At 75.3% G+C, this 25216-nt stretch carries 24 protein-coding genes; 18 read left to right on the top strand and 6 right to left on the bottom strand.

The annotated features are described in order from the left end of the window. Positions 1 to 120 precede the first annotated feature (120 nt). Positions 121 to 801 (top strand): SMI1/KNR4 family protein, encoded by a 681-nt coding sequence (locus ACIQF6_RS22065; protein ID WP_400897527.1) that lies wholly within the window; start codon positions 121 to 123, stop codon positions 799 to 801. Positions 802 to 840: 39 nt separating this feature from the next. Here the strand turns inward: ACIQF6_RS22065 and ACIQF6_RS22060 are convergent, their stop codons facing one another. Then, positions 841 to 1923, bottom strand: a complete 1083-nt coding sequence (locus tag ACIQF6_RS22060; protein WP_400897525.1) for a pyridoxal-phosphate-dependent aminotransferase family protein — start codon at positions 1921 to 1923, stop codon at positions 841 to 843. A gap of 116 nt (positions 1924 to 2039) precedes the next feature. On the opposite strand from ACIQF6_RS22060, the gene ACIQF6_RS22055 reads away from it, so the two are divergent. The 3 genes from ACIQF6_RS22055 to ACIQF6_RS22045 all read left to right on the top strand — a co-directional run bounded on the left by ACIQF6_RS22055 (position 2040) and on the right by ACIQF6_RS22045 (position 5154). Continuing rightward, the gene (locus tag ACIQF6_RS22055; RefSeq protein WP_400897523.1) at positions 2040 to 3125 is read left to right on the top strand and encodes an amidohydrolase family protein; all 1086 of its coding nucleotides are present in this window, start codon (positions 2040 to 2042) and stop codon (positions 3123 to 3125) included. Positions 3126 to 3228: 103 nt separating this feature from the next. Then, complete coding sequence (locus tag ACIQF6_RS22050) at positions 3229 to 3906, top strand: uracil-DNA glycosylase (RefSeq protein WP_400897521.1); 678 nt, start codon at positions 3229 to 3231, stop codon at positions 3904 to 3906. A gap of 333 nt (positions 3907 to 4239) precedes the next feature. Next, positions 4240 to 5154 (top strand): JmjC domain-containing protein, encoded by a 915-nt coding sequence (locus ACIQF6_RS22045; protein WP_400897519.1) that lies wholly within the window; start codon positions 4240 to 4242, stop codon positions 5152 to 5154. Between the two features lie 88 nt (positions 5155 to 5242). Here ACIQF6_RS22045 and ACIQF6_RS22040 read toward each other — a convergent pair whose 3' ends face one another. After that, a complete protein-coding gene (locus tag ACIQF6_RS22040; protein WP_400897517.1) occupies positions 5243 to 5377 on the bottom strand; it encodes a hypothetical protein in 135 nt (44 codons plus the stop codon). Between the two features lie 244 nt (positions 5378 to 5621). Between ACIQF6_RS22040 and ACIQF6_RS22035 the strand changes: the two genes are divergently transcribed. Further along, complete coding sequence (locus ACIQF6_RS22035; protein ID WP_400897515.1) at positions 5622 to 8876, top strand: lantibiotic dehydratase; 3255 nt, start codon at positions 5622 to 5624, stop codon at positions 8874 to 8876. A 216-nt stretch (positions 8877 to 9092) separates the two neighbouring features. Then, positions 9093 to 10292 carry a lanthionine synthetase LanC family protein gene (locus ACIQF6_RS22030; RefSeq protein ID WP_400897513.1) on the top strand — a complete coding sequence of 400 codons (1200 nt, stop codon included), beginning with the start codon at positions 9093 to 9095 and terminating at the stop codon, positions 10290 to 10292. Between the two features lie 89 nt (positions 10293 to 10381). Here the strand turns inward: ACIQF6_RS22030 and ACIQF6_RS22025 are convergent, their stop codons facing one another. Next, on the bottom strand, positions 10382 to 11386 hold the full coding sequence (locus ACIQF6_RS22025; protein WP_400897511.1) for an alpha/beta fold hydrolase: 1005 nt from the start codon (positions 11384 to 11386) through the stop codon (positions 10382 to 10384). 490 nt (positions 11387 to 11876) lie between these two features. On the opposite strand from ACIQF6_RS22025, the gene ACIQF6_RS22020 reads away from it, so the two are divergent. The 7 genes from ACIQF6_RS22020 to glnII all read left to right on the top strand — a co-directional run bounded on the left by ACIQF6_RS22020 (position 11877) and on the right by glnII (position 18148). Next, a complete protein-coding gene (locus tag ACIQF6_RS22020; RefSeq protein ID WP_400897509.1) occupies positions 11877 to 12002 on the top strand; it encodes a hypothetical protein in 126 nt (41 codons plus the stop codon). Between the two features lie 49 nt (positions 12003 to 12051). Then, the gene (locus ACIQF6_RS22015; protein ID WP_400897507.1) at positions 12052 to 12729 is read left to right on the top strand and encodes a response regulator; all 678 of its coding nucleotides are present in this window, start codon (positions 12052 to 12054) and stop codon (positions 12727 to 12729) included. A 28-nt stretch (positions 12730 to 12757) separates the two neighbouring features. Further along, the gene (locus ACIQF6_RS22010) at positions 12758 to 13936 is read left to right on the top strand and encodes a sensor histidine kinase (RefSeq protein WP_400897505.1); all 1179 of its coding nucleotides are present in this window, start codon (positions 12758 to 12760) and stop codon (positions 13934 to 13936) included. 103 nt (positions 13937 to 14039) lie between these two features. After that, positions 14040 to 14939 (top strand): ABC transporter ATP-binding protein, encoded by a 900-nt coding sequence (locus tag ACIQF6_RS22005; protein ID WP_400897503.1) that lies wholly within the window; start codon positions 14040 to 14042, stop codon positions 14937 to 14939. Continuing rightward, positions 14932 to 15684, top strand: coding sequence for an ABC transporter permease (locus tag ACIQF6_RS22000; protein WP_400897501.1), 753 nt, complete (start codon positions 14932 to 14934; stop codon positions 15682 to 15684). The genes ACIQF6_RS22005 and ACIQF6_RS22000 overlap by 8 nt, the downstream gene beginning before the upstream one ends. A gap of 334 nt (positions 15685 to 16018) precedes the next feature. After that, positions 16019 to 16948 carry an SCO1860 family LAETG-anchored protein gene (locus tag ACIQF6_RS21995; protein WP_400897499.1) on the top strand — a complete coding sequence of 310 codons (930 nt, stop codon included), beginning with the start codon at positions 16019 to 16021 and terminating at the stop codon, positions 16946 to 16948. Positions 16949 to 17125: 177 nt separating this feature from the next. Next, complete coding sequence (glnII, locus tag ACIQF6_RS21990) at positions 17126 to 18148, top strand: glutamine synthetase GlnII (protein WP_400897497.1); 1023 nt, start codon at positions 17126 to 17128, stop codon at positions 18146 to 18148. A 183-nt stretch (positions 18149 to 18331) separates the two neighbouring features. Here the strand turns inward: glnII and ACIQF6_RS21985 are convergent, their stop codons facing one another. Next, positions 18332 to 19096: a GNAT family N-acetyltransferase gene (locus tag ACIQF6_RS21985; RefSeq protein ID WP_400897495.1), complete on the bottom strand. Its 765-nt coding sequence runs from the start codon at positions 19094 to 19096 to the stop codon at positions 18332 to 18334. Positions 19097 to 19181: 85 nt separating this feature from the next. Between ACIQF6_RS21985 and ACIQF6_RS21980 the strand changes: the two genes are divergently transcribed. From ACIQF6_RS21980 to ACIQF6_RS21960, 5 genes are all read left to right on the top strand, one after another. Next, complete coding sequence (locus ACIQF6_RS21980; protein WP_400897493.1) at positions 19182 to 20114, top strand: MerR family transcriptional regulator; 933 nt, start codon at positions 19182 to 19184, stop codon at positions 20112 to 20114. A 272-nt stretch (positions 20115 to 20386) separates the two neighbouring features. Further along, positions 20387 to 21550, top strand: a complete 1164-nt coding sequence (locus ACIQF6_RS21975; protein ID WP_400897491.1) for a M48 family metallopeptidase — start codon at positions 20387 to 20389, stop codon at positions 21548 to 21550. 68 nt (positions 21551 to 21618) lie between these two features. Next, on the top strand, positions 21619 to 22152 hold the full coding sequence (locus ACIQF6_RS21970) for a hypothetical protein (RefSeq protein WP_400897489.1): 534 nt from the start codon (positions 21619 to 21621) through the stop codon (positions 22150 to 22152). Between the two features lie 152 nt (positions 22153 to 22304). Further along, positions 22305 to 22844 (top strand): hypothetical protein, encoded by a 540-nt coding sequence (locus ACIQF6_RS21965; RefSeq protein WP_400897487.1) that lies wholly within the window; start codon positions 22305 to 22307, stop codon positions 22842 to 22844. Then, positions 22841 to 23617, top strand: a complete 777-nt coding sequence (locus ACIQF6_RS21960; RefSeq protein WP_400897485.1) for an MOSC domain-containing protein — start codon at positions 22841 to 22843, stop codon at positions 23615 to 23617. The genes ACIQF6_RS21965 and ACIQF6_RS21960 overlap by 4 nt, the downstream gene beginning before the upstream one ends. Before the next feature lie 7 nt (positions 23618 to 23624). Here ACIQF6_RS21960 and cobC read toward each other — a convergent pair whose 3' ends face one another. Both cobC and ACIQF6_RS21950 read right to left on the bottom strand, forming a co-directional pair. Continuing rightward, a complete protein-coding gene (cobC, locus tag ACIQF6_RS21955; RefSeq protein WP_400897483.1) occupies positions 23625 to 24665 on the bottom strand; it encodes an Rv2231c family pyridoxal phosphate-dependent protein CobC in 1041 nt (346 codons plus the stop codon). After that, positions 24662 to 25090, bottom strand: coding sequence for a cobalamin biosynthesis protein (locus ACIQF6_RS21950; RefSeq protein ID WP_400897481.1), 429 nt, complete (start codon positions 25088 to 25090; stop codon positions 24662 to 24664). The genes cobC and ACIQF6_RS21950 overlap by 4 nt, the downstream gene beginning before the upstream one ends. Positions 25091 to 25216: the final 126 nt, after the last annotated feature.

The following is a 25216-nucleotide window of genomic DNA, read 5'->3' as shown; positions in this document are numbered from 1 at the left end:
CAGACAACTTGGCGGGGCTGCTCAGCCAAATGCCCGTCCGCGTCCACCGGTTGCCGAGCCGGTGAACGGTCGGCCACCGGCAGCCGAACGCTGTCCGTGCCGAGGGGTAGCGTGCGCGGCATGACGCTCGATCTGGTCCGCGACCTGCCCGCCGCCCTCACCGACCGCGCCGCCGCATGGCGGCTGATCGCCGACATCGCCGCCTTCTGGGGCGCCCCGCTGACCTCGGACAGCGGCTGCGCCGATGCCGAACTCGACGCCGCCGAGGCCCGGTTGGGCCTGACCCTGCCCGCCGCGCTGCGCGAGGCGTACCGGCTGGTCGGCAATCGCCCCGACCTGACCGGCAACCAGGACACCCTGCTGCCGCCCGAGAAGCTGTACGTCGACCGGGACTGCCTGGTCTACCGGGTGGAGAACCAGTCCTGCGCCTACTGGGGCATCCCGCTGGCCGCGCTGGACCGGGCGGACCCGCCGACGGTGGCGTGGCCGGACGTCGCGCCCACCGTGGAGCCGGAGATCGGCCCGTGGACGGCGAGCTTCTCGGCCGAGTGCCTGGGCATCGTCCTCATCGAGCCGCTGTTCGACGACAGCGCGTACCTGGACGGGGGCGGGGTCGACCCGGCCGGGCTGACCGGCTGGACGGAGCTGCCCCGGGTGCACGCACCCGGGGTCGACACCCGGTTCTTCGTCCGACCGGACGCCCTGCTGGTGCTTCAGGGCGACGCCTGGCTGGCCGTACGGGCGGTGGACGAGGAGAGCCTGGACGCGATCTGCGACGAACTCCCCGAGTTCGAAGACTGACGTGGCGTCAGATCGCCCGTCCCCTGACCCGATGCGGCGTCAGATGGCCTGCTCCCACGCCTCGGTGGCCGCCGCCACCGCCGCGGCGGCCGAGACGCCGGTGGTCTGGGCGAGCGCCTCCAGGGCGGCGATCACCGTCTCGGCGGTGGCCGCCGGGCCGTAGTGGTTGAGCCGGAGCATGCTGGAGGCGAGTGCGCCGCCGCCGGCCTGGAGGGGCAACTGCGGGGCGTGGCGGCGGAGTTCGGCGGCGAGCTCGGTGGCGTCGACGCCGTCCGCGGTGCGCAGCGTGGTGGCGACGGGGGCGGCGTGCTCGGGGAGCCGGACGAACGGGGCGACGGTGCCGAGGGCGGTGGCGCCCGCGCGGGTGGCGGCGGCCGCGGCGCGGTGCCGGGCGATCACCGCGTCCAGGCCCTCGGCGGTGATCGCGTCCAGGCAGGCGTCCAGCGCGAGCATCTCCAACTGGGCGGGGGCGTGCGGCAGTTGGGTGCGGCCGGCGTCGGTCCAGCGGGCCTTCCAGTCGAGCAGCGAGAGGTAGGAGCGGCGCGGCGCGGCCGGGTTGGCCCCGATCCGCTCCCAGGCGCGCTCGCTGACCGAGACGGCGGAGACGCCGGCCGGGCCGCCCATCGCCTTCTGGCCGCCGATCACGCACAGGTCGATGCCCCAGGCGTCGGTGAGCAGCGGCTCGGCGGCCACCGAGGCCACCGCGTCCAGCATCAGCAGCGCGCCGTGTTCGCGCACCACGGCGGCGATCTCGGCGACCGGGTTGGTGTTGCCGGTCGCGGCCTCGGCGTGCACCAGCGACACGAAGTCGATCTCCGGGTTGGCCCGCAGCGCGTCCGCGACCTGCTCGGCGGTGACGGCGGCGTCGAACGGCGCGGCCAGGTCCACCACCTCGGCGCCCGCGTCGCGCAGCCAGCCGCCGAAGGTCTGGCCGTACGGGCCGGTGATCACGTTCAGCGCGGTCGAACCTGGGTGCGCCGCGCCCTTGATCGCCGCCTCCAGCGGCAGCAGCGCCTCACCCTGGGTGACGATCACATCGGCCCGGGTGTGCAGCAGCGCCGCCACCTTGTCCTCGATCGCGGCGAACTGGGCGGCGGTCATCGGCGGGAGGTCGAGCAGCATGCGGGGAGGCCTTTCGGGCAGCGGGGGATTCGCCGGGGCGACCAGGGGGATCGCCGTCGAACAGTCTGCCGCAGATCGCCCCGTGCCCCGCACAGGCGCCGAGTACAGTGCGGGGCATGAGCGACGGTGGGGTGCTGCACATCAGGGGCCGGGTGCTGGTCGGGCCGGAGGACGTCCGGGACGAACTGTGGGCGGTGGACGGCCGGGTGACCTTCGAGCGGCCCGCCGCGGAACCCGCCGCGACCCTCACCGGCTGGGCGCTGCCCGGCCTGGTGGACGCCCACTGCCACGTCGGACTGGACGCGCACGGCGCCGTCGACGCGGCCACCAGCGAGAAGCAGGCGCTCACCGACCGGGACGCCGGCACCCTGCTGATCCGCGACGCCGGCTCCGCCGCCGACACCCGGTGGATCGACGACCGCGCGGACCTGCCGAAGATCATCCGGGCCGGGCGGCACATCGCCCGCACCCGCCGCTACATCCGCAACTACGCGCACGAGATCGAGCCCGGCGACCTCGCCGCGTACGTCGCCGCCGAGGCCCGGCGCGGCGACGGCTGGGTCAAGCTGGTCGGCGACTGGATCGACCGCGGCGTCGGCGACCTCGCCGCCTGCTGGCCCGGCGACGCGCTCACCGAGGCGATCGCCGCCGCGCACGCCGAGGGCGCACGGGTCACCGCGCACTGCTTCGCCACCGAGTCGCTGCCCGACCTGCTGGCCGCCGGCATCGACTGCATCGAACACGCCACCGGCCTCACCGAGGAGCTGATCCCCGCCTTCGTGGAGCGCGGCGTGGCGATCGTCCCGACCCTGGTCAACATCGCCACCTTCCCCGCCCTCGCCGACGGCGGCGAGGCCAAGTTCCCGCAGTGGTCCGCCCACATGCGCCGCCTGCACGCCGATCGCTACGCGACGGTGGCCGCGGCCCACGACGCCGGCATCCCGATCTACGTCGGCACCGACGCCGGCGGCTCGCTCGCCCACGGCCTGGTCGGCGCGGAGGCCCTCGAACTCACCAAGGCAGGCCTCACCCCCACCGAGGCCCTCGCCGCCGCCAGCTGGTCCGCCCGCGCCTGGCTCGGCCGCCCCGGCCTCACCGAGGGCGCCCCCGCCGACCTGGTGGTCTACGACGCCGACCCGCGCGCCGACCTCCGCGTACTGGGCGCGCCCCGGCACATCGTGCTCAACGGCGCGGTGGTGTGACGTCGGCGGTCGCGGCGCCCGCCCGCGTCGGGGCGGTGCGCACGCCGGGTGCGCCCCGGACCTCCTGAACTGGCGTTGTCGGTGCGGCCGATAGGCTTCCGTCATGGCTGCTCGACCCTTGCACGAAGTTGTTGAACCCGGCTGGGCCCAGGCCCTTGCGCCGGTCGCCGGACAGGTCGCCGCGATGGGCGACTTCCTGCGTGCCGAAATCGCGGCCGGCCGCACCTACCTGCCGCCGGGGCCGCAGGTGCTGCGGGCCTTCCAGCAGCCGTTCGCCGACGTCCGGGTGCTGATCGTCGGTCAGGACCCGTACCCGACGCCGGGCCACGCCGTCGGCCTGAGCTTCTCGGTCGGCGCGGACGTCCGGCCGATCCCGAAGAGCCTGATCAACATCTACCGCGAGTACAGCGACGACCTGGGCTTCCCGCCGCCGTCCAACGGCGACCTGACGCCGTGGGCGAACCAGGGCGTGCTGCTGCTCAACCGCGCTCTCACCACTCAGACCCGTAAGACCAACGGCCACCGCGGCAAGGGCTGGGAGGCCGTCACCGAGCAGGCCATCAAGGCCCTCGCCGCGCGCGGCGGCCCGCTGGTCGCCATCCTCTGGGGCCGCGACGCCCGCGAGCTGCGCCCGTGGCTCGGCCAGGTCCCCAGCATCGAATCGCCGCACCCCAGCCCCTACTCCGCGGACAGCGGCTTCTTCAAGTCCCGCCCGTTCAGCCGCGCCAACGACCTGCTGGTCCGGCAGGGCGGACAGCCCGTGGACTGGCGTCTGCCGTAACGCCGCCGGGCGGACTGTCCGCGTACTGGCGTCTGCCGTAACGCCGCAGGGCGGGATCGGTCCTGTACGCCCGACCCCCGGGGGCGGTTGCTGTGACGTATGTCACTCCGGAGTGATCGGGGATCGCACCGCCCTCGGACATTACCGCGCGTAACCTCCCGTGAACTGCGATGTCGCGGCGGTGGCCGTGACGTGGCCGAGCGGCGGCGTTCTCGCAAAGGTGGCCGATAGCCGACCGACCGTTCGGGCCGGGGTGGACCGACGGCCGGTTGCCGTCCGTAGTTGGGGGAGACGGCCGGCATCCGATCGGCCGCCGGAGCGGGAGGACGGATGATGGCGGGAGCACTGGCCGGGCTGGTGGGGGACACGGCGGCCTTCGTCGAACTGCTGGCGCAGCGGCGGCCGGAGGTGTTCGGCCCGGCCGGGTGGCCGGCGGGGATCCCCGGGCCGGCGGACCTCGACGAGGTGCTGCGCAGCGGGCTGCTACGGGTGCCGTACGTCGAGATGGTCCGGGCCGGGGAGGTCGTTCCGGCCGACGAGTTCTGCACGACCCGCACCGTGGCCGGGCGGCGCGAGCAGGGCTTCGCCGACCCCGGGCGGATCGGCGAGCTGCTGGCCGAGGGGGCCACGCTGCTGTTGCCGCAGCTGGACCAGTGGCACCCCTCCGTGCGGGCGCTGGCCGCCGAGATCGCGCTGACCCTGGGCCGGCGCACCGAGGCGTTCTGTTTCGCCACCGGCGCCGGCCGGCGCGGGCTGGACGTGCACCGCGACGACGCGGACGTGCTGGTCGTCCAGCTGGCGGGGGAGAAGGAGTGGACCGTTCACGAGGCGCCCGCCGACGGGCGGTGGCACCCCGGGCCGGCCCCGTCGCCCGGCCCGGTCGCGCTGGCCGCGGTGCTCCGGGCGGGGCAGGTGCTCTACGTGCCGCGCGGGTCCGCGCACGCCGCGACCGGCCACGCGGGGCTCTCCGTGCACCTGTCGTTCACCGTCCGGGAAGCGGGCACCGGAGGGATGCGGGGAGCCATCGGCCAGTGGCTGGCGGGCGGGGGCTGGGGCGCGGCACTGCCGCAACGCCCGGCGACGGAGAAGGAGTTGCTGGACACGGCCGCCGAACTGCTGCGGCTCGGCCGGGCCCGGCTGGCCGCACTCACCCCCGAGGAGCTGTTGCGCCTGGCCAGGGGCCCACTGCCCGCGGCGGACGGCGGCGACGGGTCGCCGACCGCCCTGCTCGGCGAGGGGCCGGCGTAGCGGCGCACACGCAGGCAGGGGCGCGGCGGCCAGGACCGTTCGGACGGTCCGGGCAGCCGCGCCCCGTGCTGACCTGAGTGGCGAAGCGTCAGATGCAGAACGGGCGGTGGCAGGAGCCGGTGATGCAGGGGTCGCTGATGCTGGCCGCCTCCTGCGCGTCGGCCTCGGTCGAAACCAGGTCGTGGACGTCCAGGTCGAACATCTCGTTCATGTCGTCGGCCATGTGAGCCTCCCATCGTCGTTGCCGCATCCACCGCGGCGAGCTGCAGCGGACGTTAGGCAGTGGGCGACCGGCCGGGCAATGGTTCCGCGCCGCGGGGGGGCTGTATTCGGTCAATCATCGACTTGGTCCGCGTACTGTTGATCACCCGTGGACAGTTCTCGATCGCCGCGATAGACAACCCGGATGCCGTCCGAACTCGACCGACGGCATCCAGGAGCGACCCGATCAGCGCGTGAGGAGCACTGTGGGCGAGACAGCGGCGGCGCGAGCGGACGCACTCTTCACGGCCACCGGCCCGGTTCTGCTGCGCAGCCCGGCACTGCCGCGCTCGCAGCGCTGGGCGGCCCCCGCCGAGCCCGCCGACCACGCGGACGAGGACGCCCGGCGGGCCGCACTGGCCCGGTACCTCGCCGAAGCCGCCGCCGACCCGGTGCTGCGGGAGGCGATCGAGATCTCCAGCCCCTCGCTGGCCGACCAGCTCGCCCAGGTCGCCGCCGGAGCCGAGCTGCGGCCCGCCGCCCTGCGCCGCGCCGCCGAGGCGGTCGGCCGCTACCGGCTCCGGATGGCCGGCCGGCCCACCCCGTTCGGGCTGATGGCCGCCGTCGCCCCCGCCCGCTTCGGCACGGCGGCCGAGGTCCGCCGGACCGGCGGCCCGCGCCGGGCCCTGCGCCCCGACCTCGGCTGGCTGCTCCCGCTGCTCGACGGGCTGCGGACCGACCCCGCCGTGCTGCCCGGCCTGCTCCTGGTCGCGGACCAGCAGGCCGTGGTGCGCGGCGACCGGCTGGTCCTGCCCTACCTGCCCGAACGCGGGACCGCACCCGGGCGCGGCGCCGAGGCGCAGCCGATCGCCGAACGCACCGTCCGCGCCACCGCCGTGGTCCGGGCCGCGACGGCGGCGGCCGCCGCACCGATCCGGCACCCCGACCTGCTCGCCGCGCTGGCCGCCGAATTCCCGGCCGCGCCCGCCGAGATGATCGCGAACCTGGTCCGCGCCCTGGTCCGGCACGGCTTCCTGTTGACCGACCTGACCCCGCCCGCCTCCTGCCCGGACCTGCTGGGCCACGTCCTCGAACGACTCCCGGCCGGCTGGCCGCTGAGCGCCGAACTGGCGGCCGTCAAGGCCGGGTTGAAGGAGGTGGAGGCGGCCGGGGCCGGGCGCGGCGGGGAGCTGATCCGCGGGCTGCGGGCCCGGATGGCCCGGCTCGCCCCGGCCGACCGGCCGATCCACGCGGACCTCGCACTGGACGCCGAGATCGTGCTGCCCGACCAGGTCCGCACCGAACTGGAGCGGGCCGCCACCGTGCTCTGGCGGCTCTCGCCACCGGCCCCCGCGCCCGAGCACCTGCGCTCGTACCACCGGGAGTTCCTCGAACGGTACGGCACGGGCAGCCCCGTCCCGCTGCTCGAACTCCTCGACCCCGCCACCGGGTTGGGCCCGCCGGCCGGCTACCGGCGCCCGGTCGGCAGCCGGGGCTCGGCCAACCCGCAGCCGTCCCGGGAGCGCACCGACGCCGAAGCGGCCCGCGACCGGCTGCTCGCCGAGCTGGCGGCCGGAGCGCTCGCGGACCGCGGCCCGGACGGTCGGCTGCCCGAAGTGGTCCTGGACGACGCCCTGGTGGAGCGCCTGACACTGCCGACGGACGAAGCGGCGAGCCCGTCCGCCGACCTCCCGTCCGCCTCGCTGGAGCTGTACGCCGAACTGGCGGCGGACTCCGTCGAGGCGCTGGACGCCGGGGACTTCCGGCTGGTGATCTCCCCGATGGCAGGCAGCGACCGCGCCGGAGCGACCTTCGGCCGCTTCGCCGCGCTGCTCGCCGGGGGCGGTGCGGATGCGGGCCGCGCCGGCTCGGGCGGTGTGGATGCGGGCCGCGCCGGCTCGGGCGGTGCGGCACTGATGGCCGAGGTCGCCGGGACCGGCGACGACGACGCGATCGAGGCGCACCTGGAGTTCGCCCCCTACCGGCCGCGGCACGCCAACATCGCGCTGACCCCGCAATGGCTCGACCACCGGATCGTGGTCAGCGCCTTCCCCGCACCCGGCGGACCGGCCCAACTGCCGCTGGACGACCTGGTGGTGATCTCCGACCAGGAACGGCTCGCGGTCTTCTCCCGGAGCCTCGGCCGCGAAGTCCGGGCCGGCGCGCACCACGCGCTCAACCAGCGGGCGGGCGCGCCCAACGCGGCCCGCTTCCTCCAAGAAGTGACGCTCACCGGCCAGCGTCCCTGGCAGCCCTGGGACTGGGGCGCGGCTGGCAGCTCCCCCGCACTGCCCCGGGTCCGGTGCGGCAGAGTCGTTCTGGCGCCGGCCAGTTGGCGATTGACCGCGCCCGTCCCGGACGCCACCGCCCCGTTCGAGCAGTGGGCCGACGGGCTGGCCCGCTGGCGTCGGCGCTGGGGCGTGCCGGCCGCCGTCCGGCTGGTCAGCGCCGACCACCGGATCGGCCTGGACCTCGAACTCCCGTGGCACCAAAGGCTGCTGTACAGCCAGGCGCGCTCGTCCGAACCGGTGCTGCTCCAGGAGGAGTTGGCGCCCGACGGCGACGCGGGCTGGCTGTCCGGCCCGGACGGTCCGAGCATCGCCGAACTGGTCGTCCCGATGCGCCGCCGACCCGTCGTACGCACCTCCCCGCGACCCCGCCGGCCGCTGCCCGCGCCCCGGTCGCACCGCCCCGAACTGCCCGGTGGGCCCTGGATGTTCGCCCGGCTGGCAGCCGTCGAGGCCCGCCACGACGAGATCCTGGCCGACCGGCTGCCCCGGTTGATCGCCGCCCTGCCGGGCGACGTGGACCGCTGGTTCTTCGTCCGCTACCGGGACCCCGAGCCGCACCTGCGGCTGCGGTTCCACGGCGCGCCCGCGGCCCTGGCCGCCGAACTGCTCCCCACCCTGCACGACTGGGCGGCGGACCTGCGCCGGGCCGGACTCGCCGCGGACCTGCGCCTGGACAGCTACCTGCCGGAGGCCGACCGCTACGGCGGCCCCGAACTGCTCGCCGACGCCGAGCGGGTGTTCCACGCCGACAGTCTGGTCGCCCTGGCCGCGCTCCGGCTGGCCCGCGCGGACCACGGCCCGGCCCCGGAACTGCTGGCCGCCGTCAACGCCGCCGGCACCGCACGGGACTTCCTCGCCGCACGCCCCGACGGCCCGCCGCCGGCCGACTGGCTGCCGGCCGTCTTCCCGAAATCGGAGCAGCACCACCAGGCGTTCCGCACCCACCGCCGCGCCGCCCTCCACGCGATCGGCCCCGACGGCCCGACCGCCCCGGCCGGCGGCCTGCTGCCCGCGGACGCTGCGCTCACCGAGGTCTGGCACCGGCGTGCGGCCGTGCTCGCCGAGTACGCGGCCCGGGTGCCGGCCGCCTCGGTCGACCCGGTGTTGTCCTCGGTCCTGCACATGGGGCACAACCGACTGGCCGGGATGGACCGCGAGGCGGAGAACCGGGCGTACGCAGTGGCGAGAGGCGCCGTGGCGGCGCACCGGGCACGGAGGTCGATCCGATGAGGGGGCCGGGCGGCGAGGAGCGCGGGGCGAGTGCGTCGGTCGGAGGGGTCGTGGTGGCTCGGTGGGTGGGGAGGCCGAGTCGATGAGTGCCTGGGGAGTGGTGGGCGGGGTTGCTGAACTGCCGGGCCTTCCAGGGGTGTTCGAAGGCGAGGGGCGCCGGGTGTGTGCGTCGGTCGGAGGGGCTGTGGTGGCCAGGTGGGGGCGAGGGTGGAGCCGATGAGCGCGCCTGATGTGATCCGTGGGGTGGCGGAACTGCTCGGCGCCCCAGGGGCGTTCGACGATGAGCGGACACCGGCGCATGCGCTCGGCACCGGTCGGGTCGGGGCCGCGTTGACCCTCGCCGTGCTGGCCGACGGCGGGCCGGACACCGGCCTGCGGCGGGCCGCGCACGGGCACCTGGTGGCTGCCGTGAAGTCGCCCGGGGCGATGCGGCCCGGCGGGCTGTACTTCGGCGTCGCCTCCCTCGCGCTCGCCGCCCACACCATGGCGCGGCCCGGCGAATACCGCTCGCTGCTCGACGGGTTGACGCCCGGGGTACGGGAGGCCGCCGCCGTGCGCACCGCCGCGCTCCGAGCCGAACTGGCCGCCGGAGCGGGCCTGGACGCCCCGACTTTCGACGCCGTCGCGGGTGCGGCGGGCCTGGGCCGGCTGCTGCTCGCTCTGGAGCCGGACGGGCCCGCTCTCGCCGATCTGCTTGCCGCCGTGGTCGAGTTGGCCGTGCCCGGCGACGGCGACCGGCTGCCGCGCTGGTGGACCGCCGGCGGCCCCGGAACACTGGGCGACGACCCCGAGTACGCCGGCGGGCACTTCAACCTGGGCCTGGCGCACGGGATTCCGGGTCCGCTCGCACTGCTGGCCGCGGCCCGGCTGCACGGTGTCCGGGTGCCGGGCCAGGACGAGGCCGTCGCGGCGCTCGCGGAGTGGCTGGCCGGCCGCCGGGTGGGCCACCACTGGCCGATGGCGCTGCACGTCGAGGACGAGGAGGCCGGCCGGCTGCCCGCCGACCCGCCGACCCGCGCCGCCTGGTGCTACGGCACGCCCGGCGTGGCCCGCGCGCTCTTCCTGGCGGGCGCCGCCCTGGCCCGGGCCGATTGGCAGCACGACGCCGTCGCCGCGCTGGCGGGCACCCTGGGCGAGCCGGCCGACTGGAACCTCGAAGGGCCCGGGCTCTGCCACGGCACCGGCGGCCTGCTGCGGATCACCCAGCGGATGGCCGAGGACTCCGGGTCCGCCGAACTGGCCGCCCACCTCCCCGGACTCGCCGCCACCGTCACCCGCGAGCTCGACGCGGCACTCGGCGCGGACCCCGCCCTCGGCCTCCTGGAGGGCGCCCCGGGCGCGGCCCTCGCCCTGCACGCCTGCACCGCCCCGCACCCCGGCCCACCGGCCTGGGACACCTTCCTGCTGCTCGGCTGAGCCCGTCGACAGCCGATCGTCGAACCGGCCGGCCACGCATCGAACCGCACGCGCCGCGGCGGCGACGTGTCCAGCGCCCGCCGCGCGGGTCAGGGACGGCCGAGGAAGTCGAGCAGTGTTGCGGTCAGTTCGGCCGGGTGTTCCTCGTAGATCCAGTGGCCGGAGTCCGCGACGGTCAGCCCGGTGACGTCGGAGGCGTACGACCTGACCTGGTCGGCGACGGCCGGGCCGAGGCTTCCCGACGCGCCGATGGCGAGCACCGGCATCGCGAGCGGGGCCTGCCGGAGCTGCTCGTTGTCGCGGATGTCCTGCGGGAACACCCGGAACCAGGTCAGGCTCGCCTTCAGGTGGGCGGGGTCGCGCAGGTAGTGGGCGTACACCTGGATGTCCTCGGGGGTGACCGCGCCCTTGACGCGCTCCAACGCGTCGACGAAGCCGGCGGTCCAGGTGGTCTCCCGGCCCCGGATCATGTCCTCCGGCAGGCCGTTGGTCAGGCTGAAGAACCCGAAGTTCCACACCCCGGGGCCGTTCTCGGTGAGCGAGGGGAACCGGTAGATGCCGTCGTCCGGGATCGGCGCTTCGCTGAGCACCAGCTTCCGGACGGTGGCCGGGTACTGCGCGGCGTAGGCGTAGGCGACCATCGAGCCGATGTCGTGGCCGACCACCCGCACGTCCTGGTCCTTGCCGAGTGACGCCAGCAGCGCGTGGATCCCGGCGGCCATCGTCTTCTTGTCGTAGCCCGCCGGCGGGGCGTCGCTCTGCCCGGCACCGGGCAGGTCGGGGGCGACGACCGTGTAGTGCTCGGCGAGGGCCGGCATGATTCGGTGCCACTCGTACCAGGTCTGCGGGTAGCCGTGGAGCAGCACCAGCGTCGGTCCGTGGCCGCCGATCACGTAGTGCAGGCCGAGGCCGGCCACGTCGGTCCGGTGCTCGCTGAAGCCCGCGGGGATCCGCTCGCCGGCGGACGAGTCGGGGGCGGCCGCCCTGGAGCCGCCGGCGGCGGTGATCACGGTCGTGCCCAGGGCGACCGTCACGGCCAGGGCGGCACGGAGCAGGCGGCGCTCGCCGCGGTTGCCGGGGATCTGGAACTTCACGCGGGACTCCAGGGGTGACGGAGGGGCGACGGCGACCCTTCGGGAGGCGGGTGCGCACAGCGGGTGCGCACAGGACGTCGGTCGTGCCGCCGTCGACGGGACGGCCGGACCGGTGATGGTGCCCGAGCGCCGGCCCGCCGTGAACAGCATGACGCCGGCCACTTCGGCGGGCCCGCCGAGGCGGCCGGTGGCGGATGCCGCGGCGGCGTCCGGGTGAGGGGCGAGCCGGCCGCCTCGCCCCCGACCGGCCGCCGCCGGGGCCGCCGGGCTGCTCCCCGGAGTCGGCCGGGGCCCGGGACGGCCCTGTCCGGAGCGCATCCGGTCCTCGCCGGACCGGACGAGGCAGCACCCGCCGGGCCGGACGAGGCAGCACCCGCCGGGCCGGACGAGGCAGCACCCGCCGAAGTCGCCGACCCGCCGCCACCTTGACGGCGGCAGCGTCGGCCACCGGTGGGGCGACCTGCTCGGCGACCGGCTGCGGGCCGGCGCGATGCCGGACTCTCCACCCGTCCGGCGCGCCGCCGAGGTGTTCGTCCCGCTCGCGCCCGGGGACACCCGCGCCGGCGACGACCACATCCGGGCCCTCGCCAACGCGACTGCTGTGCAGGCCTCCTGACGGTAGGTCGGTGTCCGGGCGGCAGGGGTGCGGCGCATACAGTGGGGCCATGGCCGACACGATTCGAGTGCTGATCGCGGACGACCAGGCACTGCTGCGCGGCAGCTTCCGGCTGCTGGTGGACTCCACGCCCGGCATGGTGGCGGTGGGGGAGGCCGCGGACGGGGCGGAGGTCGTCCGGCTCGCGCGGGAGCTGCGGCCGGACATCGTGCTGATGGACCTCCGGATGCCGGTGCTCGACGGCGTCGCCGCCACCCGGGAGATCTGCGCCGACCCTGGGCTGGCGGGCGTCCGCGTGCTGGCGCTGACCATGTTCGACCTGGACGAGTACGTCTATCCGGCGCTCCGGGCAGGGGCCGGCGGCTTCCTGCTGAAGGACGCCACTCCGGGCGACCTGGTGGCCGGGATCCGGACCGTCGCGGCCGGCGAGGGCATTCTGTCGCCGAGCGTGACACGGCGGCTGATCGCCGACGCGTCGCGGAGTGCCGGACCTGCCCGGCCCGAGCGGCGGCTGGTCGGGCTGACCCGCCGCGAGCACGAGGTGCTGGTCCAGATCGCCAACGGGCTCTCCAACCAGGAGATCGCCGGGCGGCTGGTGATCAGCCTGCCCACCGTGAAGTCCCATGTCGGCAGCCTGCTGGCCAAGTTGAGCGCCCGGGACCGCGCCCAGCTGGTGATCATCGCCTACGAGGCCGGGGTCGCCGAGCCCGGCATGCCGCAGCTCTGACGGCCGACCGCGAGTTAGGGTCGCCGCCATGGTGTCCGCATTCCGAAAGGCCCGCTCCGTACGGCAGTTGATCGCGGTCGATGCCGCGGTCGCGCTGGGGCTGGCGCTGCTGCCGGCGCTGTCCCCGTTGCGGCGGCCGGGCGGGGACGGTGCGCTCGGGTGGGTGATGTGGGCGGCGGCCGCGGCTCCGCTGGTGGTGCGGCGGATCCGGCCGTGGCCGGTGTTCCTCGCGGTGCTGGCGGTGGCCGTGGCCTCGGTGCCGCTGGGCCTGGCGCCGACCGCGTTCCTGGCCGCCGCCTTCGCCGCGTACCCGGTGGCGCTGCTGACCGGCCCGCCGCCGTTCGGGCGGAGCGCCGCGGTGATCGGCGGGACGAGTGCGGCGGGCGTGGCCCTGCTGGCCGTCGGCGGCAGTCCGCACTACTCGGGCGGGACGCAGGCGGTGCAGGTGGTCTTCGGAGTGCTGCTGCTCGGCGCCACCTGGGCGGCGGGGCTCGCGGTACGGGAGCGCAGGGAGGGCGTGCGCCGGGCCGTCGAGCTGGCCGGGGAGCGGGCCAGACGCGAGGAGCGGCTGCGGATCGCCCGGGAGATCCACGACGTGGTCACCCACAGTGTGGGCCTGATCGCCGTCAAGGCGGGCATCGCCAACCACGTCGCCGCCACCCGCCCCGAGGAGGCCGGGCCGGCGCTCACCGCCATCGAGGAGATCAGCCGGAAGGCGCTGAGCGATCTGCGCGCGACCCTCGTCGTGCTGCGCGGCGAGGACGGTTCGGGCGGGGGCGACCTGCGGCCGGCCCGGGGCCTGGCCGACCTGCCCGAGCTGGTCCGCGCCGCCGAACTGGCCGGGGTGCGGGCCGAGTTGACGACGCACTGGGCGGTGGAGCCGCCGGGCGGGGTGGCGCTCGCCGCGTACCGCATCGTGCAGGAGGCGCTGACCAACACCGCCAAGCACGCCGGCCCCACCCGCTGCCGGGTCCACGTGGTCGCGGTCGACGGCGAACTGACCGTCGAGGTGGCCGACGAGGGCCCGTCCGGCGGCGGACCGGGCGGACCGGGCGAGCCGGGCGGACCGGGCGGACCGGGCGGACCGGTGCCCGGCGGCCGTCTCGGCCTGCTCGGCATGCGCGAGCGCGCCCACGCCCACGGCGGCACCCTCGCGGCCGGGCCCGGCGACAGCGGCTGGACCGTCCGCGCGGTGCTGCCGTACTGACGCGGACTCATCCCCGAGTAGGGGTTCGGGCGGCGGCCCGGCGCGGGCGGAACCGGCCCGGGGCCCGATGTCCCGCCGGCGCCGCCCGCCGAGACTGGACGCCGTGATCGACGTCAACGACCTGACCAAGCGCTACGGCCCGCACACCGCCGTGGAGGGGCTGACCTTCGCCGCCCGGCCCGGTGCCGTGACCGGATTCCTCGGCCCGAACGGCGCCGGGAAGACCACCACCATGCGGGCGATCCTCGGCCTGACCCGCCCGGACGGCGGCAGCGCCCGGATCAACGGCCTGCCGTACCGTCACCTGCGGTTCCCCGCAACGCAGGTGGGCGCGCTGCTGGAGGGCAGCGGCGCGCACCGCGGCCTCACCGCCCGCGACCACCTGCGCTGGCTGGCCCGGAGCAGCGGCATCGCAGCCGAGCGGGTCGGCCGGGTGCTCGACCTGACGGGCCTCGGCGCGGTGGCCGGCCGGCGGGTCGGAGCGCTGTCCCTCGGCATGTCCCAGCGTCTCGGGCTGGCCGCGGCACTGCTCGGCGACCCGCCGGTGCTGGTGCTGGACGAGCCGGTCAACGGCCTCGACGCGGAAGGCATCCGCTGGCTGCGGGAGTTGCTGCGGACGATGGCCGCGGAGGGGCGCACCGTGTTCGTGTCGAGCCACCTGATGGCGGAGATGTCGATGGTCGCGGACCGGCTGGTCGTGATCGATCGCGGCCGGCTGGTCGCGGACGCCCCGCTGGAGGAGTTCCTGGCCCGGTACGCCCGCGCCCACGTCCTGGTACGCACCCCCGAACCGGGGCCGCTGGCAGCCGAGTTGCAGCGGGTCGGCGCCACCGTGCGGCGCACCGGGGACGGCGGCCTCCAGGTCGCCGGGCTGCCCGCGGCCGAGGTCGGCCGGTTGGCCGCCGCCCGCGGCCTGGCACTCGACGAGCTGAGCACCCGGACCGATTCGCTGGAGGAGACCTTCCTCGCCCTGCTCGCCGAGAGGAACGCCGTCCGTGCCTGAGGCCCTGGCCGCCCTGCGGGGCGAACTCGTCAAACTGCGCAGGGTGCGCGGCACTTTCCTCGCCCTGCTGCTGTTCGCCCCGGTCAGCCTGGCGATCGGCGCGCTCGACGGCGCCTCCGCCCGCTCCGCGCTGGACACCCACAGCCCGCTGCTGCGCGCCGACTTCACCCCGGAGCAGACCGGCCTGGACGGCATCATGTACGGCCAGCTCGCCCTGATCGTCTTCGCGGTGCTGGCGGTGGCCGGCGAGTACGGCTCCGGGATGCTGCGGACCTCGCTGCTGGCCGTTCCCGGTCGGGGTCGGCTCTACCTGGCGAAGACCGCCGCAACGGCCCTGGCGGCCCTCGCGGTCGGCGCTCCGGTGACGGTGGCCGGGTACCTGGTCACCCAGTACGCCCTCGGCCCGCACGGCGCGGGCCTCGGCGCCGACGGCGTTCCCGTCGCCCTGGTCGGCGCGGCCGGCTACCTGGTGCTGATGAGCCTGTTCGCGGCCGGCCTCGCGGCGGCGGCGCGCAACGCCGTCGTCCCGCTGGTCGTCCTGCTGCCCATGGTGCTGGCCGGCTCGCACCTGCTGTCACTGCTCGGCGCGACCCGGCAGCTCGCCCGCTACCTGCCGGACCGGGCCGGGGCGGAGCTGCTCACGGTCGGCTCGCACGACCAGGCCCGGGGCCTGCTGGTGCTGCTCGCCTGGACGGCCGCCGCGCTGGCCCTCGGCCTGCTGCGACTGCGGCGCTGGGACGGCTGACGGGCGGCGCGCGGCGGGCCACCGGTCGTCGGCGGCGCCGAGTCGCTCGGCGAGCACGCCGCGCGGCCCGCGTTCCCGCCGCGTGGCCCTCGCCCCCGCTGCGCGGCCCCTGCTCCGCCGGGAAGGCTCCGATGCGTGCCGGAATCTCTCCGGAAAAGGTCAGTCCGGATCGTCAACCTCACTCGAAGGAGTGAACTGACGCTCCGTGTTGCTGGGGTGACGCACGGTTCGAGAAGACTGGCGGCAGTCGAGAGCGCGAACCCCCTCCCCGTGCGTGGTGCCGGGTGAGGTCGCGGGTGCGCTCTGCCATTCACCATGTGTGGGGGTTCCTGTCATGTCTGTTCTGCGCACGGTTGCCGTGTCCGCCCTGGCCGTGTCCGCCCTTGCGGTCGCACTTCCGCTGCCGGCCTACGCCGCCGACGGCGGCACGCCCGCGAAGCCCGGCAAGGCGAGTGCGGTGACGGCCGAACTCGCCCTGGACGTCACGCTGTTGAACGCGGTGAAGGTGCCGGTCGACGTGGCGCTGAACAAGGTGGAGTCGCCGGCCCAGCGCAACGGCGCGATGCTCACCGCGACGGTCGACGGGGTGGCCAACGGGCAGCCGGTGACCCTGGTGAAGGCGCAGGTCGGCAAGTCCGTGACCAAGGTGGACGACCAGCAGGCCACGGCCTCCGTGCAGTTGGTCGGCGCGGACGTGCACGTTCCCGGGCTGCCGCTGACCACGCTGCTCGGCCTGGACGCGATGAGCACCGAGGTCAACTGCCCGGTGGACGGGCAGCCGACCGCCAAGGTGACCGCGCCGGTGAAGCTGACGGTGCTCGGCAAGTCGGTGACGGTGGGCCTCAACTCGCCCACCCACGTGGACGTTCCGGCGGTCGGCACGGTGGACCTCGAATTCTCGAAGAAGACCGTCACCAGCAGCACCGCCGCCGCCTCCGCGCTGGAGGTGCAGGTGTCGATCAACCCGCTGAACCTGAACGTCGCCAAGGTGGACGGCAAGGTGACGGTCGCCGCGGTGTCCTGCGAGAAGCCGGTGGCGGCGGTGCTGCCGGCCGCCTCGTCCCCCGCGCCGAGCCCGTCCGACTCCGCGTCGCCGACCGCGCAGAACCGGACGGCGCCGAAGGAGTCCGGTGAGGAGCTGGCGTTCACCGGCTCGACCGGTACCACCGCACTGGCCGCGGGCGGCTTCACCCTGGTGGTGGCCGGCGGGGCCGCGGTGTGGATGACCCGCCGCCGCCGTGCCGCGCACGCGCGCCAGCGTTGAGTCGTGCCCCACTGACCCCGGCGGTGTGCTCACGTTCAGGGACGCGCGTTCCCGGAGCGTGAGCATGCCGCTGCGCACCGTTGGTTCACATGGGCGTTACATAGGAGGAACAACCGGGAAACGGCGGCTTGCGAGGCTACGCAGGCACCCACCACCCGAGCAGTGAGGTTCACCGCGATGGCAATCAAGGCCGAGTACATCTGGATCGACGGCACCAAGCCGACTGCGAAGCTGCGCTCCAAGACTCGGGTCCTGCCGAACGCGGACAAGATCCCCAACTGGGGCTTCGACGGCTCCTCGACCAACCAGGCCGAGGGCCACGCCTCGGACCGCGTGCTGCAGCCGGTGCGCGTCGTCAAGGACCCGATCCGCGGCGGCGAGCACATCCTGGTGCTGTGCGAGGTGCTGGAGACGGACGGCACCGCCCACGCGTCCAACAACCGCGCCCTGCTGCGCGAGGTCGCCGAGCGTTACGCCGACCAGGAGTCGATCTTCGGCATCGAGCAGGAGTACACCTTCTTCAAGGGCTCCCGTCCGCTCGGCTTCCCGGAGGGCGGCTACCCGGCCCCGCAGGGCGGCTACTACTGCGGCGTGGGTGCCGAGGAGGTCTTCGGCCGCGAGATCGTCGAGCTGCACCTCGACCGCTGCATGGACGCCGGCCTGGCGATCTGCGGCATCAACGCCGAGGTCATGCCCGGCCAGTGGGAGTTCCAGATCGGCCCGGTCGACGCGCTGACCGTCTCGGACGACATGTGGATCGCCCGCTACCTGCTCTACCGCACCGCCGAGGAGTTCGGCATCGACGCCACCCTGGACGCCAAGCCCGTCCGTGGCGACTGGAACGGCGCCGGCGCGCACACCAACTTCTCCACCAAGGCGATGCGTGAGGGCTACGAGGCCATCATCACCGCCTGCGAGGCGCTCGGCGCCTCCCAGGAGAAGGTGCTCGAGCACGTCAACCAGTACGGCGACGACATCCAGTCCCGCCTGACCGGCAAGCACGAGACCGCCCCGTGGAACGTCTACTCCTACGGCGTCTCCGACCGCGGCGCGTCGGTCCGCATCCCGTGGCAGGTCGAGGTGGAGCAGAAGGGCTACATCGAGGACCGCCGCCCGAACGCGAACGTCGACCCCTACGTGGTCACCCGCCTGATGATCAACACCTGCTGCGAGGCCCTGGAGAAGGCCGGCCAGGTCTGATCCGCCGCACCATCGCGCAACGGCGCCCGTCGAACCCCTGCTCGGGGGGTTCGGCGGGCGCCGTCGTGTGGCGCGCGCGGGCGTTGCGTGCGGGTGTTGCTCGCGGGTGTTGCGCGTGGGTGTCGTTCGCGTGACGCGGCTGCGCGTGCGGACGAAGCCGTAGGTGCGGCCCGCTGCCGGGTGTCACATGCGGACGAAGCCGTAGGTGCGGCCCACCGTCACGAAACCGCGGCGGGCGTACCACTGCTGCGGCCAGTCCTCGGCGTCCGCGACCAGGAAACGCAGGCCGTCCGGGGCCTGCTCGGCGGCCAGGTGCAGGGCGGTGGTCAGGACGCGGTCCGCGAGGCCGCGGCGGTGCCGGTGGTCCGCCGTCGCCAGGTCCTCGATCTGGGCGGTGCCCGCCGCGTCCTGGTACAGGTCCGCCCAGGAGCCGAGCTCGCCGTCGTCGTCCCGCGCGGCCAGGATCAGCACCCGGTCCGCGCCGGCCTCACGGGCGATGCGGCGCGACACCAGCTGGGCGATCGAGTCGTCCGAGGCCCACGGCAGCCAGCTGCGCCACTGACGGTCCAACGCCGGTGCCAGCTCGTCGAGTTCGACCTGCTCCGCGCCGCCCGCGGCCGGCACCGGGCCCCGGTGGACCATCACCAGCTCCACCTCCTGCTGGTACCCGGCCGCGACCAGGCCCGGCGCGAGCGCCTGCGCGGCCGCCTCGTCGAACACGGCGATCCGCCGGTACCCGAGGTGCCCGAGCACCTCCTCGGCCAGCCCAGCCACGTCCACCCCGCTCGGCGGGACGTCCAGGATCAGCTGGTTGTGCTCGTGCGAATACCCGTACGTCTCGCTCAACACCGCGAAACCGCCCGGCAGCTCCACGACCTTGTCGGCCTGTCGGCGGGCGAACCCGCGACGGAACTCCAGTGCGGTCCGCAGACTCTCCTCGCCCATCATCCGGCCATCGTAGGTCGGACCATCGGCTCTGAACGAAGGATATTCGGCTTGAGTCTCCCCCGGGGGGAGACCCCAGAGTGGGGGCATGGACGGCGAAGAGCTGGTGACGATCGGCGAGTTGGCGCGGCGGACCGGGCTGACGGTGAAGACCATCCGGTTCTACGCGGACACCGGCCTGGTGCCGTCCACCGACCGCAGCCCCGCCGGATACCGCCGGTACGGGGCACAGGCCGTGGCACGCCTGCAACTGGTCCGCACACTGCGCGAGTTGGGGCTCGACCTGAGCACCGTTCGGCGGGTGCTGGACCGTGAGACCACGGTCGGCGAGGTGGCACGCGCCCACGCGGACGCCCTGGACGTGCAGATCCGGGCCCTGCGGCTGCGCCGGGCGGTGCTGCGCGCGGTCGCCGAACAGGGAAGCGAAGACGAGGAGATCGCAATGATGCACCGACTGGCGAGGCTGTCCGACGAGGAACGCCGCCGAATGATCGAGGAGTTCGTCGAGGACACCTTCGGCACCGCGGACGCCAACCCCGAACTGGTGGAGCTGCTCCGGGCGGCGGTGCCCGAGCTGCCGGAGGAACCGAGCCCCGGGCAGGTCGCGGCCTGGGCGGAGCTCGCCGAACTGACCCGGAACGAGGACTTCCGGGCCGCGCTGCGGCGAATGGCCGCCTACCAGGCCGCGGAGCGCGCCGCCGGCGACACCACCGGGCTGCACCACGAACTGACCGAACAGGTACGGGAGTCCGTCGGCGGGGCACTGGCCGCCGGGGTCGCCCCGGGCTCGCCCCCGGCCGCACAGGTGGTGGCCGGGCTGGCGGCCAGGTACGCGCAGGTGTTCGGACGGCCGGACGACGCCGCGCTGCGGGCCTGGCTGCTGACCAGGCTGGAGGTGGCGGGCGACCCCCGGGTGGAGCGCTACTGGACCTTGCTGGCCCGCATCAACGGCTGGCCGGAGCCCCCGTCGCTGGCCCCGGTGTTCGCCTGGTTCACGGCGGCCCTGCGCGAAGCGGCCTGACGGCCGGAGGTCCGGGAGGTTCGGGAGGCGCGGGAGGTCCGGGAGATTCGGGCCGGGCTGCCGGGCGACGGTTCTGGTGCTGCGGCGGGTTGCTTGCCGTGCGGCGGCGGCAGCACGCGTAGCGGTGCGGTGGTGAGGGCGTGCGAACCGGTCGGACGGCGGTCGGACGGTTCGACGCGTTGCGCCCGGCGGCCCGGGGCCCGGCGGCCCGGCGGCGGGGCCGGGCTGCGTGGAGGGGCCCGACCGCGGGGTCGGGTCACTACGCTGAGGGCATGGCTGACACTCCGTCCCCCGTGGCGTCCGGCGACTTCACCCCGCAGGAGGTGGCGCGCGGGCGGGCGTTGCGGCGGGCACAGGTGCCGTGGGCGCTCGGCGGGCAGCTGGCCTCGCTGGCGCTGTCGGCGGTGCTGGGCTTCACGGCCGCCGGGGCCGGGCTGGTGACGGCGGTCGGCGGCTGGTTCGGGGGCAGCTGGGCGGCCGAGGTGCTGGCCGGGAGCGCGGCGCTGGTGCTGCTCGGACAGGCGGTGACGCTGCCGTTCGCGGCCCGGGTCCGCACCGTCCGCGCCCGGTTCGGCCTGGTCACCCAGGGCTGGGCGGGCTGGGCGGTGGACGTGCTGCGCTCAGCGGCGCTGTCCCTCGGTCTGTTCCTGCCGCTCGCGCTCGGCCTGTACGCACTGATCGGGCACTCGCCGCACCGCTGGTGGCTGCCGGGGGCGCTGGCGGCGGCACTGCTGACGGTGGCGCTGTCGTTCCTGCACCCGCTGGTCTTCGAGCCGCTGTTCAACCGGTTCTCCCCGATGCCGGACGGCGAACTGCGCACCGCCCTGCTGGAGTTGGCCCGCCGCGACGGCATCGCGGTGCGCGACGTACTGGTCGCCGACGCGTCCCGTCGCACCACCGCGCTGAACGCGTACGTGTCCGGCTTCGGCCCGACCCGGCGGATCGTGGCCTACGACACCCTGTTGGCGACCGCCGACCCGCGCGAGGTCGAACTCGTCGCCGCGCACGAACTCGGCCACGTCAAGCACCGCGACGTCGCCACCGGAACCGTGCTGGGCGCGATCGGCGCGGCCGTCGTGGTGCCGGTGCTGGCGGCGCTGCTCGCCTGGCGGCCGCTGCTCGACGCCGCCGGCGCCGCGCACCCCCAGGACCCGCGCTCCCTCCCGCTGCTCGCCGCCCTCGCCGCCCTGCTCGGCGCCGTCAGCACCCCCGTCCAGTGCGCGGTCAGCCGCCGGATCGAGACCCGCGCCGACCGGCACGCCCTCGAACTCACGGGCGACGCCGAGCAGTTCATCGCCATGCAGCACCGCCTCGCGGTCGCCAACGTCTCCGACCCGAACCCGCCCCGCGCCCTCGAACTCCTCCTCGCCACCCACCCCAGCGCCACCCGGCGCATCGCCGCCGCCCGCAACTGGCAGGCTGCGCAGGGTTCCTGACCCGAAGTGGTGGCCGGGCGGGCCGGGCGCGGGGGAGAATCCGGCACAGGCCGACCGAGGGAGAGCGCATGACAGACCGTCCGCTGCTGATGCTGGACGTCGACGGGCCGATCGCCCCGTACGACCGCTTCCTCCGCCCCCGGGGCTACCGGACGCACCGGGTGCCGTCGCAGACCTGGCGGCAGCGGCAGCTCGACAAGGGGGTGACGGATCCGAAGCCGCTCCGGGTCTGGCTGAACCCCGCCCACGGTCCGTCCCTGCTGGCCCTGCCGTACGACCTGGTGTGGGCGACCGCGTGGCAGGGGGAGGCGGACGAGCACCTGGCGCCACTCCTCGGGCTGCCCAAACTCCCGTACGTGAGCTGGGAGTCGATGTACGACGGGGACCCGGACGGCCTGCACTGGAAGACCCGGCAGCTGGTGTGCTGGGCCGACCAGCAGCCGTTCGCCTGGGTGGACGACGAGATCCAGCCGCAGGACACCGAGTGGATCGCCGCCCACCACCCGGGCCCGGCGCTCACCCTGAAGGTCGACCACCGGTACGGCCTGCGGCCGGAGCACTTCGCCCGACTCGCCGAATGGGCCGAGGAGGTGGGCCGTTGAGGGGCCCGGCCGTGCTCCTCCTGCCGTAGGCCTGCCGCCCGCGCCGCCCGCGCCGCCCGTGCCGCCCGCGCGACCCCCGCCCGGGACAAAGCCGCTGGCCCGAGGGTCCGGCGGCGGGGGAGAATCCGGCCCTGGCCGCGGAGGAGGAGAACATGACGGACCGCCCGTTGCTGATGCTGGACGTCGACGGGCCGATCGCGCCGTACGTCGGGAAGCCGTACCGGCGGCCCGAGGGGTATCTGACCCACCGGGTGGAGTCGCAGACCTGGCGGCAGCGGCAGCGCGAGATGGGCCTGCGCAACCCGAAGCCGCTGCGGGTCTGGCTGCACCCCGCCCACGGGCCGTCCCTGCTGGCGCTGCCGTACCGCCTGGTGTGGGCGACCACGTGGCGGGCGGAGGCGAACGAGCACCTGTCGCCGCTGCTCGGGCTGCCGCAACTGCCCGTCGTGGACTGGGAGTCGATGCACCACGGGGACCCGGACGGGTTGCACTGGAAGACCCGGCAGCTGGTGGCGTGGGCGGCGGGGCGGCCGTTCGCCTGGGTGGACGACGAGATCGAGCCGCAGGACACGGCGTGGATAGCCGACCACCACCCCGGGCCGGCGCTTACGCTGAGGATCGATCACCGGTACGGGCTGCGGCCCGAGGACTTCGCACAACTCGCCGCCTGGGCCGAGGAGATCACCCGTTGAAGGTCGCCGCGCTGTACCGCCACCCCGTGAAGTCGATGCTCGGCGAGGAGATCGTCCGGGCCCGGATCGACGAGCACGGCGTCGAGGGCGACCGCCGCCGCGCCCTGCTGGACGTGACCACCGGGCGGATCGCCAGCGCCAAACAGTCGCGCCTGTGGCGGCAGTTGCTGATCCTGCGCGCCACGGCCGAGGGCGGCGACGTGCGGATCACCGGCCCGGACGGCGGGGAGCTGAACGAGGACGGGATCACCGCGCTGCTGGGCCGCCCCGTCCGGCTGGTCGGCGAGCGGCCGGACGGGTCCACGCTGCTGCGGTCGGTGCCGGAACAGGTGCTGGCCGACGGCATCGAGGCCGAAGTGGATTACACCGTCCAGGACTTCGGGAAGGCCGCGGCCCCCGGCAGCTTCTTCGACTTCGCCCCGCTGCACCTGCTCACCACCGCCAGCCTGGCGGGCGCAGCGGCGGTCCGCTACCGGCCCAACCTGGTCGTCGACACCGACGGCGAACCGTTCGAGGAGAACGCCTGGGTGGGCCGCGAGCTCACCGTCGGCGCGGAACTGCGGCTGTGCCTGATCGCCGCCAGCCCGCGCTGCGCCGTCCCCACCCTCGCGCACGGCGGGCTGCCCGCCGACCCGGAGGCGCTGCGCCGTCCGGCCCGGCTCAACCGGGTCGAACCGCTGCCCGGCATGGGCCCGTTGCCGTGCCTGGGGGTGTACGCGCAGGTGCTCACCCCGGGCGCCGTGGAGGTCGGCGACCGGGTCGAGCTGCACTGAGGGCCGATCAGCCGTCGATCGCCGCGGCCAGGGCGTCGAGGAAGCGGTCGGTGGTGTCCCGGTCGCGGACGGCCAGGCGCAGCCAGTCGGGGCCGAGGCCGGGGAAGGTGTCGCCGCGGCGGACGGCGAAGCCGGCGGTGCGCAGGCGGTCGCGGACGGCCGCGGCGCCCGGGAGCCGGATCAGCACGAAGGAGGCCGCGGGGTCGCCGTGCACCCGGACGGCGGGGAGGGCGGCGAGGCCCTTCAGCAGGTGTTCGCGGTCCAGGGCGGTGGCGCGGGCGGCGGCGTCGGCCTCGGCGAGGGCGGCGGGGGCCGAGCAGAGTTCGGCGGCGGCCAGCGCAGGGGTGGAGACCGGCCACAGCGGCTGGGCGGCGGCGAGGTCGGCGACCAGGTCGGCGGGGGCGAGCAGGTAGCCGATCCGCAGGCCGGCCAGGCCCCAGGTCTTGGTGAGGCTGCGCAGCACGACCACCCGGCCGGGCAGGTCGCGGGCCCCGGCGAGGGTCTGGGTCTCGCCCGGGTCGGTGTCCATGAACGCCTCGTCGACCACCAGGGTCCGCCCGGGCCGGGCGAGTTCGGCCAGCGCGGCGGCCGGGTGCAGGATGGAGGTGGGGTTGGTGGGGTTGCCGACCACCACGAGGTCGGCGTCCTCCGGAACGGCCCCGGGCAGCAGGCGGAAGTCCTGCTCCGGCGTGAGGAGGACCCGGTGGACGGTGTGCCCGGCGTCCCGCAGCGCCGCCTCCGGTTCGGTGAACTGCGGGTGCACCACCACCGCGTGGCGCGGTCGCAGCACCCGGGCGAGCAGTACGAACGCCTCGGCCGCGCCGGAGGTGAGCAGCACCTCGGCGACCGGGCGCCCGTGCCTTGCGGCGACGGCGGCGCGGGCCGCGGTGCCGTCCGGGTAGGCGGCCAGCGTGTCCAGCGTGGCGGCGAGGTGTGCGCGCAGCCACGGCGGCGGGGTGCCGGTGCGGACGTTCACCGCGAGGTCGACCAGCCCGGCGGAGCGGACTTCGGCGTCGCCGTGATGGCGCAGATCGGGCTCGGCGTTCACCTGGTGGTCTCCTGTGGGGGTGCGGCGAGGGCTGCGGTGGCCGACGCCGAGGCGGTGCGGGGTGCCAGCAGACGGGCGGCCGGTCCGGCGGAGGCCAGGGCGGCGGCCTCCGCGACGCTCGGGGTGCCGACCGCCGCGGCCACCCGGGCGGAGCCGGCCACCGGGACGGCGGCCAGCACGGCGGCCGGGTGGCCGACCATCGGTACGCCCAACTCCCGTGCGGCGGCGCACAGTCCGGGCTCGGAGAGCTTGCTGTCCAGGGTGGCGACCAGGATGACGGCGGTGCGGTCCAGGCCGCAGGCGGCGAGTGCGGCGTCGGCGGTGCGGAGCAGTTCCGCGGCGGGGGTGCCGCGGCGAAGGCCCAGTCCGAGCACCACGCGGGAGGTGGTGGTCGCGCCCGGCACCACGGGGGAGGTGGCTGTCACGCCCGGTCCTCCCGTTGCTCGTCCACCGCGCCGGTCGTGCGCGCCGGGCCGCGAAGATCCCACCATGTCGGTCCGAGCCGGGTCAATCGGGACAGGTGTGAGCCGCGCCGCTCCGGCGGCCGGAAA

The organism is Kitasatospora sp. NPDC092948, assembly GCF_044754805.1.
Lineage (GTDB): Bacteria > Actinomycetota > Actinomycetes > Streptomycetales > Streptomycetaceae > Kitasatospora.
Note: the sequence above shows the minus strand (reverse complement) of the source record. Positions and strands in the feature narration are given on the sequence as shown.